The organism is Mesorhizobium sp. ESP6-5, assembly GCF_020164695.1.
GTDB classification, from domain to species: domain Bacteria; phylum Pseudomonadota; class Alphaproteobacteria; order Rhizobiales; family Rhizobiaceae; genus Mesorhizobium; species Mesorhizobium australicum.
The window spans coordinates 1-11,881 of sequence record NZ_JAIUGR010000027.1; the positions used below are offsets into that span (position 1 = coordinate 1).

Below are 11,881 nucleotides of genomic sequence, written 5' to 3' on the forward strand. Positions count from 1 at the left end.
TGAGCATACCTCGGTCGTTGGGTGCAGCAAGCTCCTCAGCTAACTTTCAATACCTGCGGTGTTCGCCGGACGGGTACCATCGCTCGTGGAAAGCCGCAAGCTGAACAACATCGAGCCGCTGCTACCTCGCTGACGTCCTCACTCGGATCGTCAACGGCAATCCCAATAGCCGGATCGACGATCTCCTGCCGTGGGCTTACATCCGGCTACCGAGACCAGGGCCGCGGCCTGAAAAACACCACGCCCTGTCCCTGGTGCCTAGCGCACGCTGAAGAAACCGCTTTCACGCGCTGCATCGAAGCATAACTTGCTTGGTCGAGGGCCTTTTTTAAAGGCGGACTCGAAGGCGGCAAAGCCGCGATTATAATCTTTTGAGCCCTGGTATTTGATAAATTTGCTCATAGAGCCAAATATGGCCGTAACAGGACACGAACCAAAAGCCGCCATTATATATCCGCCTTCATACGCGGCCGATTTGGCGTCAGCGTTTGCTGACATGGGCAAACTAGCATTTAGTGCTACCGCCGTAATAACACTTAGAGTGGTGGTGCCGATTGTCACTGTTTTATCCCCCCACGTCCCCTACAACTACTGCACTTCATTTATGCTGCCGGTCAAGGTCTCTACTGGCGCAGAAGCGCGTATACGCTCAGGCCCGCTATGTCCAAACTCGCCGCGCCATCCCGATCGTGTCGCGCTGCCGGTGGTGCCAAACAGCGCTTGCCCACTCTTTGCCGATGATATTGACCGCTCCATTGCGGACGTTCGCTGCGGCATCCGTGCCCCTTGTTGTCCGCTGCGGTGTCCAATTTGTGGGGAACGTGGCGTCGAGCCAAGACCAATTTAGCCGAGCCAGGGTCCGCGATGGGATGACTTCACCGGCAAGGGACTTTGAACGCCCCGGAGCTTAACTGATTGACGAGCCTGTTCGAGGCAGACAGGGCCTCAAATTGAGCCCGGTCGAAACGAACTCCGCAATAGTTAGGCAACCACTTCAAGATTTTTTCGATGGGACCGTCTGTCACCCGTTCGTTGGTGACCTCAAGCGCGATGCGCCTTAGGGATACACCCGGTCCAAAAGTCGCCTCGAGATTATGGGGATCGACCTCTTTTACCGACCTGGGGTTGGAAAGATCGCCAAAAGTGACCAGTACCGGATAGTCAGTATACGGAACGAAACCTGTCCCGTGCTTGGTGTCCAGTTGACCAAAGATCTGAGCGCTGGTGGTGCTCGCCTTGAAGTGGAAAGAAACCATCGCGCGCTCGGTTTCATGATCGCTGAGTATCGAAACGAGATATTTTCCCGGCAAGACCTCCACGAATGATGACTCTCCCCTGATCGTGCTATGCACGCCACCGGCGGTAATCGGTATCCATTTCGGATCCATGCTTACGCCAGCAGAGATGGTGCTTCCCCCTGATACCAGTCCATGGGGGTATCCACTTCAAGTACAAGTTTCTGGTGCCATTCCCAACTCCTAAATCCAAGCAATCTTGGCCCTAGGAACCAGACGGCGAGAGCCGCAACAACGACGATAACGATTGTATTTTTGCCATTTCGCAAAGTCGATCCTTCCCTTCGAGAAAGTCGACTTGGCTATATAGCCGCGATTTATGAACGAAGACTCCGGGGCATGAACACGCTTTTTGGCTGAGATTCCTGAACCTTTCCAAGCTTTTTGGGTCGCTCCTCAGCCCTAATTGCGGGTACTTATGGATAAAAGCGCAGTGCTAGATTCGGCGGTTGGACTGCTTTGGAGGCATCAACCTCTGGCACGCGCACCCGACAGTGCGCCAGCACGAACTCCCAAGGACCAAGTTTTGAACGACAGCTTTGCCCCGTCATTGCGAACAATCAACAATCAGCCGAAGGTCTGGAAGCTGGCGTTCGCGAGATTGCCGGTATTGCGTGCTTCTCTAGTGACGGCCATTTCAACAGGATCCACGAGACTGAAAGCCGGCCGCATCATCGGATCGGAAGCATTCCGCCTGAAAAAGCAAACGAGGGCGCACATCCATAGTCGCGATCGTCCGGTAAGCATAAAAAGTCAGGGCAGTCGGTACTGCTTGCGCACCCCATAGGATTCGTGAATATGGCTTCTGGGGTTGTGTAGGGGATTACCATGCGTCGTGTGTGCAGTGTGGGCGTTGCTGCCTTGTTGGCGGCTGCATCTTTGCCGGCTATAAGTTCGGCTTCATCGCTCTTCGATTTTATCCAGATCATCCAGAACGGCCAGCAAATGACCCGGCCGATGGGTTTCAGGCCTCCACAGTCGAATGCATTTTGGCTCGTTGTATCGAGCCGGCCTAGTGAAGGAGAAGCCATCGCCCTTGCGCAATCCTATGCGCCGACACTGGGGCCGACCCTGGTCGTACACAGCCGCAACGCAGTGTTTGCTGTCGTCGCCGGGACGCTGTACCAGGACAAGGCGAAGTCGAACTTGGCAACGCTGAAGGAACTGCACATCATCCCTCGGGACTCGTATCTCTCACGCGGGGATGGTTTGGACGGGCTGGTTTGGATGTCCTATCAAAGGGGGGGCTCGTTCGATTTCATAACGCAGCCGAACTTTTTGCGCGTCGTCCAAAGGCTCCAGGCCGCCATGACCAGGCTCGGGCTATATTCCGGGCCGGTGGACGGCCTGATTGGCCCCACGACAGTGAAGGCTTTCAGGGCATACCTTGCGCGCTTCGACCTCCAGGCCGGCGAACTGCTCACAGACTACAGCCTGGCAGAGATCGAGCGGAACGCCGGTGATGGCTTCCACAGCGACCAGGAACGAAACGCTGCCCGGGCTATCGGCTACACGGACGCGCAGAGCTACAACGACGGAAGGTCCGGCGGCTTCACCTCGGCGAGCGAATTCGCACAGGCGAAGAGTCTGGGATTCGCGACGCAGCGCGAGTACGAGGTTGCTGTGTCAGCCGGCTTTCGCAACCGCGACGAATTCCAAAGTGCCCAGACCGCAGGATTCACTGCAGCCAACGAGTATCGAACGGCCGTCCAGCTTGGCATTGAGACCAAGGCCGAGTTTGTAGCGTATCGCGCATCGGGGTTTTCCGATCCCGCTGCATATCGCGACGCCAAGCAGAAGGGCTTTGCTGACAAAGCCTCGTTCGACAAGTCGCAGGCCCGCAAGCTGAAGGCGGCGAGAGCCTCCGCGACGAACTTGCTGTCGGATGCCGAGACTTTCTTGAAATTGAACCCGCAGACCTCGAACCTGGTCGAGATTGCTGGCCAAGCGGCTGCGCTGAATGCTCAGGTCCAGACCGTTTCTGTTGATGCATTGAACGACTCCACCCTCCGTTTAGCCAATTTGCTCATGGCCATACCCGGCTACCCCGAGTTTTCGGGATCGCGAGACAAGGAGCGTGCCCAGGCGTTTGAAAAGCAGAAGGCTGAAATCTTCGCCGACCTGCAGGCCGACCAACAGTCCCTCAAGCACTGGATGAGCAGCCATCTGACGTCGGCCAAGCTTCCCGAGGTCGTCCAGGAAGTGAAGGCGCTCGACGAAGTTTCCGAGACCAACGACCTGGACACCCTCGCCGATGCAAGAGAGGGCGTGCGGGGGATGATCGCACGGCAGGCCCTGGCGGGAGAACTGGATAGAGGCAAGGCCGCTGACAGCCAGTCGGTCAACAGCGCGGGCCAGGAGAACAACAGCGCAACTTATGCGGTCACCGAACTAAACAAGGCGCTCCTCAGCGGCCCGCTAGAACAGGTAATAGTTCTCTACAACGCAGGCCCGAAGGCGCCTTCCCTCCTGCGCACGATATCCGGCCAGTTTTCCCTGACGAAGGACCAAGCGTGGATCTGCATGCTCGGCTTACAGAGGACGTCCGCCTTGGAAAAGGCACTCCTCGAAGTCATCGATCCGATGGGCGGCAAGGCAATAAACGTCAGGTTGGACTGCGGGGCGAATGACCTCGAAAGCGCCGACCTCTTCCTTGTCCGGCGGAAGACCTTCCTGGAGGCCCCGCCAACGCTTCAGGCCGCTTACCTTGAGGCGATGGAGGCCAAGACGATCCGCGTGTTCGATCCTATCCGCTTCGAAGACATCAAGGCCCGGATGGAGTCAGACCAGGCGCTGGCCTTGAAGATCGCACAAGAAGTCTCCACCAGAACGCGTGAGGGATATGGCGGCATCCTGCTGACTAGTTCGTCGGACCGGATTTGCACCGTCGTCGACGGCAACGCAGCCGTGCACGAGGCGACCATCAGCAAGATAGCTGGTTTCGCAGGCATGTTAGGAAGCACCGTCTCGTATCCATCCATCGACAAGGCCTACGAGGACGTGCAGCACGAACAGTGCCGCGCTCTATATGCATCTGCCGCCGACCTGAAGGCGACCTCGGAAGCGCTCGCGCGCGACGGCATACAGTTTGTTTTCGCCCCGGTTTGGCTCGATAAAAACGAAGTGGTCAGTACCGCGGCCAGGCTGGATGCAGCCAAGCAGGAAGTTACCAAAGCCGCGGAGGAGAAGCGCGTGGCGGCAGACGAGGAAAAGAAAATCGCGGCCCAGCGCGAGCTAGACGAAAGAAACTCGAAGGCAGCCCGCCAGGCTGATCTGCGACGGAAGAACGGGCCTGCCGCGACGGCACTGCTGAACCTCTTCTCCGATAGCCTAAAGCGGACTGTCCTTGGTGCGGCGGATAACGCCAGCCCGTCTTCCAGGATCAGCATGGAGACACTGTTCCCTGATTTTGCAAAGTGGAATGCCGGCCTTTCGCAAGACAACTGGAAGCCCACGGATGTGGCCTCCGAGATCCAGGACTACGGCACCGTCAACTGGAAGGGCCGGAGCCTTGACGGTATTGTCGTGAAGGCAACCGTCAAGATGGCGAGCGCAGAGCGCGGACAGTACAAGGACGAGTGCTTCCTATTTGGCGTGGTAGTCGACGGCGAATTCCAGATGGTCCGCGACCCCTACGAGTCCAGGTGCAATGACACCGACGCATCCGCCCATTGGGCCGTCGGACACGAGCTCAAAAGTCTTTGGGTCGTCAATTAGTGCGACATGCTTTCAGCATCTCGTTCGGCAGTGGTGGGCGTCGTCACGAGGTTCATGTGCGACGAGGGCTTGCTCGTCGGAAGAGTGCTTCTTCGATAGTGGTCTCGCGATGTAGCGGTCTCGCGCTTCGCTATCGGCGCTCTGCATAGTCGGTAACGTCGCCGACGATCGATCGAAATTAGGTGGCATGGCGCGCATCTTCATTGATAGGATCTATGTGCGATGTGCGCACGACTGTGGTTCAAGCAGTGCCCCCCCCCTCGGGTGCACGTGAGGAGCAGTTGGCCTATCGAGCCGTGGGCGATCGCGACCTACCTAAGCGCGTCCCCGCAACCAATTCTATCATAATTCAATTACCGTCCCGGTCTAACCGGGGCGGTTTTTGCGTTTCAAGGCTGGAGATTGCGCCTTGAGCGGCTAGGCGGCCGAAGTTGACGAGATGCGGTGACGCCATATCTCCACCTTAGGACTTCCGCTCTAGACTAGGAGTAGCCCCATCAACCCCAGCCTATGGATAGTGTTCGTTGGCACGGTCATCGCCCTCCAGGTGCCACCGGGGCCAGACAGCATGCTTGTGATGGGCGCGGCATTGGACAGGGGCGCATCATAGCTTTTTTGACGGTGGTCGGCATGACGGCTGGAGCTGGCGCCGTTCAACTACCTCTCATAGCAATTGGCGTCGCTTCACTCTTACTCGCGTCGCCGCTCGCTTTTTCGCTCCTCCAATGGGGTGGGGCAGCCTACCTTGTTTGGCTTGGCCTGCGGATGATCCTGACCTCTGCGGATACACTCACCAGGCTGGAGAAGGCTCCGCTAACGCCCATTGAGGCGATGCGAGAAGGCATGTTTGCCAATCTGAGGAATCCTTGGCCGATGACCTTCATGGTGGCATTCCTGCCCCAGTTCGTAGATCCGCTCGGAGGCGGAAGCACTCTTCTGCTATGGACGGCACTTTGTCGAGAACGCAAACGTTGAAAGTCGTTAAGCGGTAAGTGGCATCGAAAGAACTGATCCGAGGTAAGCTCGCGCCATCCCGTCGACCACCCAGGTGGGCTCGAAATATCGGGGCAGCAGACCCTTGCGGCTCAGGCGCGCCTTGGCGAGTTGTATCTTAATTGCTGCTATCGGCAGCTTGCATTTCCACGTTAGCGTGTAACCTGATACCAAGGCCTGATAACCAATTTCAACGTCATCTTTTAGGCTGTCAGCTTCCATAGCAAGAATGAACTTGTCCCAAGATAAGCTAGCTCTAGGATAAGGAACAAACATTACGCTTCGATTCAGGAGACCGTTCGGTTCGATCACTCCAGGCTCCCAGTTTCCCTTCTCTCCTAGCCATCCGCTCCCGGACGAATGCTTTCGAAGGTCTACAATCCATGCTGGCTTAAATATGTAGCGCTGATTGCCCCACGCCAAGTTGATAGTCTCGCTAGTCAAATGGGCTGGGAGGTCAGTAGGGGTCACGCTCGCGAATGAAACACTCTCCAGCGTAATTGCTACATCGGAAGCCTCCCAATCTGCCGTTTTCGGATCCACGACGGACCTGAAATCAACGCTGTTGACGGCGGCTAACTCGATTCTCGGTATGCCCACTTTACTCAAGAGGTCAGGGGCCCACATAATCATAATAATAAAGGCGGCGATTGCGCCTCCAGCTCTTATAGCAACTCCACCGAAATTCCAGCTCAAGCCCACAGCTCCGCCCAGGGTGAACGCTATCAGTGCAGCAGCAATTGCAAAAGTAAATCGGTAGAGTCCTTCGTTTCCGGGAGTTATCTCTTGGCCCGTAAATATAAGTACCAATACTGCTACGACGATTCCGATTAACAGGAGGACGAAAAGCAGCCTCTCCAGATCGCGGAGCGATATTGATCTCGACCTCCTCAACTGACGTCCGCCCATAGGTCCATCCCTTCTTCAAGGCGTTGCGCAAAGATTTGCGGCGTGCCGCTATCCCCAACAGAGCTTGGCCGCCGTGGCAGTGTCGATGGATTCGACACCTTCGACCGGGTTGTCGGTGATGAGCTGCGCGCCGGTGTCAACGAAGTCGGAGACAATTCGGGGCCACGTACGCGATGCGATTGCATATATGGCCATCGCGCCCATCTTCCGAGGGTATTGCTGGCTGGTCGCGCCGATCACGCCGGCCTGAACGTTCTTCACGCCGGAGCAGCCGCCGCCGATCGAAACTATCACGACGCTACCGTCACCCTTGCCGACCGCCTTCAGCGCTTCCCAGGCACCGGCCGCTGCCGCTTCGTTGATAGTGTACACCAAGTTCACATCGGGGCAGCTCTGCAGCGCGTGTTCCATTGCCTTGCGACCATTCTCCTGGTCGCCATAGCTGATCTCGTGGCCGCAAATGCGTTGGTCGTCCTCGTCGCCGTATTTGTTGGGATCCTTCACGTCGATCCCGAAGCCCTGCATGAAGCCTTGGTCACCCAGGTAATCAACCGTCGGCTGGTTCGTCGAGAGATCAAGAAATACGATCTTGGCGTCTGTCGCTTTGTTGCCTAGAGTCTTCGCTGCCCATTGGCCGATCAGCATACCAGCCCTACGGTTGTCGGTCGCAAAGGTTGCGTCCGCAGCATCCATCGGATCGAGCGGCGTATCGAGCACTACAACCTTTACGCCAGCATCACGCGCTTTCTTTATGGTCGGTATGATTGCCTTCGGGTCGCTCGGCACGATCGCAATGCCTTTAGCGCCCGCCGAAATCATGTTTTCGATCGCCGCCACCTGACTGTCATTGTCGCTGTCGAACTTGCCGGAAGCGGTGACGAGTTTAAGCCCCAGTTCCTTAGCAGGGCATTCAGCACCCTCCCGTATCTTGATGGAGAACGGATTGTTGTCTGTCCTCATGATCAGCCCAATTGTGCCGCCGTTCATCCCTTGAGGAGTAGGACATTCGGAAGCCTCCGGATCGGGGCAGGGGCAAGTTTCATCCGCCAGTGCCAAGACTCCGGTAAACAAGAGCGTCGTCGTCGCGAAAATAATTATCGAGAAAAGGCGCATGTTAGACTCCGAGATGCGATGTCACGCCGAATTTAATTAGCTAGTCACAGAAGAGTATTTTTGGTCAGCTAAGGAGAGGTCCATCGTACCGCCCTAGCCCCTTCGACTACAGCCACTCGATCTTCAGGATCGGGTGCAACTCGATGCCGTTCAGCGGCGAAGTACCGGTGGCGCCATGGATGCGGTCGAAGAATCCGACGCCGGTAATGCGCGCCGCGGTCGGCTTTACTTTCGCCTCAAAGGTCGGCATCTCCAGGGCTCCGTCCAGCGGCGTGCGGAACGAGACCGGCAGCCTTTCCAACGCCATCGGCTGCAGCAGGAATTGATCGTCGCTGACAGCGTCGCGCGGTACCAGCGTATCGTTGAGCTGCACGAAGTCGTGCGGCGACAGCGGCGCGATCAGCTTGTCGTCAACGGCCTGCCTGACGTCCTTGATGTTCTGCAGCCACGGCGCGGCTTCGTCGATAAACGGCGGACGCGGCGTTGGCACTTCGCCAACCATCATCTTGCTGCTCGCCCCTTGCAGGACCAAGTGATAGTCGCCGTCCTTCTCGAGCTTGACGCCAATTACGACGCATTCGATGCGCCACACGGTGAACTCCACCGGCCCGCGCCGGCGTTCCTGGTAGCTCGGGAAGAGGATGGTCGGCGGACGCATGTCCGCTGGCCGGCCGATCAGGTTGAGCTCCTCGATCGTCGTCTCAACGATGCCGGTGGCGAGCTTCTTGCCGCCGATCACATTCTTGCCGACAAGTGCCACGTCGCGATCGGTGCCGGTCTTGATTGACCAGCGCTCCACGCCAGGCTTGGTGACCATTTTCAGTCCGATCACCATCTCCTGGTCGGCCGGCATGGCCTGTTGCCCCTCGGCGGCGCACGCCGACTTGACCGCGACCGCGACCGCCGTCGGCACCGTGGCGAGTGTGTTGACGTCGCCGAACGGCGCTTTGAGGTCGTCGATCCCTGAAGGCGGCAGCGCCGGCGGCGGCGGAGGCGGCACCGGTGGGATGCCCAGGCCGCCCGCGCCATTACGCGCGCGTCCGAATGTTACGAAGCGCGGGGTTACGTCGCGGTTCGAGCCGTTGCCCAGGCCCTTCATCGTGTAGCCGGTGGCCGCAAATAGCTTACCGCCAGGATGCACGGGCCGCACGGCCAGATAGTCACCCCATTCCCCCTTACCGGTCGAGGGATCGCCGATCGGGCTGCGCTCGCCATTGGCAACGATCAAGTGTTTTTCGGAACCGGTCAGGATCCCCACGACATGGCTTGGGAACTGTTGAGGACCGCCGACCATGTAGGAGATGCCGATCTCTCCGTCCGCGTTGGTCGACAGCGCGCCGTAGCAGGTGGCGGCGTTGGGATCAAACACGTTGACGTTGTCGATCAGCGCAAAGCCGGGAAGGCCGATCCTGGCGATCTGGATGAAGGGACGCGCCCTTCGGTTGGATCTGGCATCGACACTCCAAGCAAACCACAACTCGTTGCCAGAACGCGTGGCGCCGGTGATGCGGGGGTCGGCACGATCCAGCCATCTGCGGTCGTCCGGCGTCCGCGAGATGTAGCCGTTGCCACCCAGCCAGCGCGCCACCGCAACCTGCGTCTTGGTGGGAGCCGCCGCATTCTCCGGCCAGGCAAAGACCGCGAGCGTGCTTGTGTCCTGGTGGGCTGCGAAATAGCCGACGTTCCCGGTGTTCTGCGCGACGCGGAAGCTCTGCAGCTCCATCGAGACGAAATGGGTTTCTGTTGGGCTGCCGGCACGGATGCTGGCCAAGCTGATGCGCACGACCGCCGAGCCGACGTCGTTGGCCCTGAAGATGTTCGTCGTCATGTAGAGATAGTTCTGGCCGATGGCGAGGTCGGGAAAGTCGAGGAAGGCGCCGGGTACGCCGAGCATGCTGGTGGTTATGTCGAATACCTTCCAGCGGCCTTTTGCGACATCGGCGGATTTGGCAAAGGCCAGCCGCTGGATATTATCGCCTGACTCAGGACCGTACTGCAGCAGCCACACGAACATATCCAGCTCAGGCACGTACTGGACGACCTGGTCGCAGCAGAACCGGATGTTGGGGCTTGGCAACGGGAATGCACTTTCCGGATCCATGTATTGGAAAGTCGCGCCGCCGTCGGAAGAAACCGCTGCGTACCAGTTGCCGGTGTAGAGCACGATGTCGCCGTTGACCGCGCAGCTTGGCTCGCCGACGTTGGATGCGGTGCTGTTGGTCGCCGGGCCAGTCAGCTCTGTGTTGCGCGACAGCGCTATCTCGTCGCCTGCGGCGCGCGCCGCCATGAACGCAGGCGCCAGCCGGACCTCCTTGGATACGCTGTGAACGTCGCGCTCGATGCCTTCCGCGATCAGCGGCAGCAAATGCCGGGGGTGAATCCGCTTCGGCCGCTCGATCGCGGGCGGGGTATCAAGTAGTGCAACGGCCTGAACCGGCGATCGAGCGGCCGCAGCCCTACGCGCGCCTCTGCCTGAGCCTTCGCGGCTGCTGCTTGACTTGGCCATCTCGTCCCTCCATTCGGCGGCTCTTAATCTCGCGGGCGCATTCGGTAAGCTGCTGTGCTTCTGCTGGTCCTATTCGATCAAGCTTTCACTTCTTTTCTGGAACCGGCGGCAGCGGTCGGCGCTGGTGGATGGACCGCTCTTCGCTCGGCGGGGGAGGCATCGGATGCAGTGGCACTTGATGCTCGCCCTGTTGGCGCAACGGCTGAGGCTTGCTCTTCCCCGGCTTGTCGTCGTCGCGCGCCTTGCCGGGATCGCCTTTTGAATCCTTCGAACCCTTGTCGGACATGGCGGACCTCCTGTCGCTGGAGTGGCCAATGGTCTATTCGAAAGGCGCCTCAGCCGGACTTTGCGCGCTTCCATGCCACCAGCACAAGACCCGCGACCACGATGGGAATCATGATCAGAGCTGCCTCGAATGAGCCGGAACCGCCGTCGGGTGATATGCCAAACATTCGCTCGATGAAGTCCATCACCTGACCCTCCCGTATATGGTTAGTATTGATCCTTTTCGAAATTTAGTTCAAGCTAAAATTCTATTGATGAAACTTGCGGCAGGCGAGACAGCAAATAGTCCACAGTCTCGTCCTTCATCTTCATGGGCCCGGTGATAGCTTTGTGACATAGGTATGCTGCACAGGAGGACGCTCAGCGTGGCGAAAGGCGTGAAGCTATTTAACCCGCTTTTAAAGGCAAGTGTTTGTTTTTATTGCAAGCCGCTACCGGCCACAGCACTCAACGTGGCGAAGAGTCCTTGCGATCCTCCTGGCGGGCTGCAAGCTGTCCGATCGCTTGAACCATGACCGACTTGAACCGTTTGAATTCTATCGGACGTCGAGTCGCTAGGGCGGATAGTGTCAAGCGGCGCTACAACTTCGTTCGACTGATGGGGCGAAAGCAACGGTTGCAGCCAGTCCCCGCAACCAATTCTATCATAAATCAATAACCGTCCCGGTCTAACCGGGACGGTTTTTGCGTTTCGAGGTCGGGTATGCCTTGATCGCTCCAATCAGTGGGTTGGTCCGGGAGTCCCGCGCGCGGGCTATGGAAGCATGGCGAAGGCCTTGAACAGTGCGTGGAGCTCGCGCCGATAGTTTGGATCGATGCTAGCGATCGCTCGGCGCGCAACACGAGACAAGGCGCGCGGCGCCCAGATCCGACCCTGAGCATCAAGCGAAAACATCAGTGTTCGGTCGGAAAATGCGCGCGTGTCGCCCAGGCGCCCCGAGGACTCGCCCCGATTGTAACGCTGCACCTTGAGCAGCCCAATAAGTGTACCCGTCCGGCGAACACCGCAGGTATTGAAAGTTAGCTGAGGAGCTTGCTGCACCCAACGACCGAGGTATGCTCA

The 11,881-nt window shown here is 58.3% G+C and carries 9 protein-coding genes and 1 pseudogene; 3 read left to right on the forward strand and 7 right to left on the reverse strand.

Annotated elements, in window-relative coordinates; all coding sequences use genetic code 11:
• Positions 1-73: 73 nt before the first annotated feature.
• A pseudogene (locus LB524_RS28640) lies at positions 74-272 on the forward strand (transposase domain-containing protein); the annotation flags it as partial.
• Here LB524_RS28640 and LB524_RS28645 read toward each other — a convergent pair.
• Both LB524_RS28645 and LB524_RS28650 read right to left on the reverse strand, forming a co-directional pair.
• Positions 259-561, reverse strand: a complete 303-nt coding sequence (locus LB524_RS28645) for a hypothetical protein (RefSeq protein ID WP_224531705.1) — start codon at positions 559-561, stop codon at positions 259-261. The pseudogene LB524_RS28640 and the gene LB524_RS28645 sit on opposite strands and share 14 nt — an antisense overlap.
• Before the next feature lie 314 nt (positions 562-875).
• A complete protein-coding gene (locus LB524_RS28650; protein WP_224531707.1) occupies positions 876-1,388 on the reverse strand; it encodes a hypothetical protein in 513 nt (170 codons plus the stop codon).
• 735 nt (positions 1,389-2,123) lie between these two features.
• On the opposite strand from LB524_RS28650, the gene LB524_RS28655 reads away from it, so the two are divergent.
• Complete coding sequence (locus LB524_RS28655; RefSeq protein WP_224531709.1) at positions 2,124-5,012, forward strand: peptidoglycan-binding domain-containing protein; 2,889 nt, start codon at positions 2,124-2,126, stop codon at positions 5,010-5,012.
• Positions 5,013-5,642: 630 nt separating this feature from the next.
• Positions 5,643-5,987 (forward strand): LysE family translocator, encoded by a 345-nt coding sequence (locus tag LB524_RS28660; RefSeq protein WP_263486858.1) that lies wholly within the window; start codon positions 5,643-5,645, stop codon positions 5,985-5,987.
• A gap of 6 nt (positions 5,988-5,993) precedes the next feature.
• Here LB524_RS28660 and LB524_RS28665 read toward each other — a convergent pair whose 3' ends face one another.
• The 5 genes from LB524_RS28665 to LB524_RS28965 form a co-directional block, all read right to left on the reverse strand.
• Positions 5,994-6,914 carry a hypothetical protein gene (locus tag LB524_RS28665; protein WP_224531716.1) on the reverse strand — a complete coding sequence of 307 codons (921 nt, stop codon included), beginning with the start codon at positions 6,912-6,914 and terminating at the stop codon, positions 5,994-5,996.
• Between the two features lie 48 nt (positions 6,915-6,962).
• The gene (locus LB524_RS28670) at positions 6,963-7,901 is read right to left on the reverse strand and encodes a substrate-binding domain-containing protein (protein WP_224531723.1); all 939 of its coding nucleotides are present in this window, start codon (positions 7,899-7,901) and stop codon (positions 6,963-6,965) included.
• Positions 7,902-8,133: 232 nt separating this feature from the next.
• Positions 8,134-10,392: a hypothetical protein gene (locus tag LB524_RS28675; RefSeq protein ID WP_224531719.1), complete on the reverse strand. Its 2,259-nt coding sequence runs from the start codon at positions 10,390-10,392 to the stop codon at positions 8,134-8,136.
• 226 nt (positions 10,393-10,618) lie between these two features.
• Entirely contained in the window at positions 10,619-10,819 is a 201-nt protein-coding gene (locus LB524_RS28680; protein ID WP_224531721.1) for a hypothetical protein, read from the reverse strand.
• Between the two features lie 49 nt (positions 10,820-10,868).
• Positions 10,869-11,003, reverse strand: coding sequence for a hypothetical protein (locus tag LB524_RS28965; protein ID WP_263486861.1), 135 nt, complete (start codon positions 11,001-11,003; stop codon positions 10,869-10,871).
• Positions 11,004-11,881 lie beyond the last annotated feature (878 nt).

Coding starts and splice junctions, on each gene's coding strand:
- LB524_RS28655 (WP_224531709.1), top strand. CDS start 2,124: ATGCGTCGTGTGTGCAGTGTGGGCGTTGCTGCCTTGTTGGCGGCTGCA.
- LB524_RS28650 (WP_224531707.1), bottom strand. CDS start 1,388: ATGGATCCGAAATGGATACCGATTACCGCCGGTGGCGTGCATAGCACG.
- LB524_RS28965 (WP_263486861.1), bottom strand. CDS start 11,003: ATGGACTTCATCGAGCGAATGTTTGGCATATCACCCGACGGCGGTTCC.
- LB524_RS28660 (WP_263486858.1), top strand. CDS start 5,643: ATGACGGCTGGAGCTGGCGCCGTTCAACTACCTCTCATAGCAATTGGC.
- LB524_RS28680 (WP_224531721.1), bottom strand. CDS start 10,819: ATGTCCGACAAGGGTTCGAAGGATTCAAAAGGCGATCCCGGCAAGGCG.
- LB524_RS28665 (WP_224531716.1), bottom strand. CDS start 6,914: ATGGGCGGACGTCAGTTGAGGAGGTCGAGATCAATATCGCTCCGCGAT.
- LB524_RS28670 (WP_224531723.1), bottom strand. CDS start 7,901: ATGAACGGCGGCACAATTGGGCTGATCATGAGGACAGACAACAATCCG.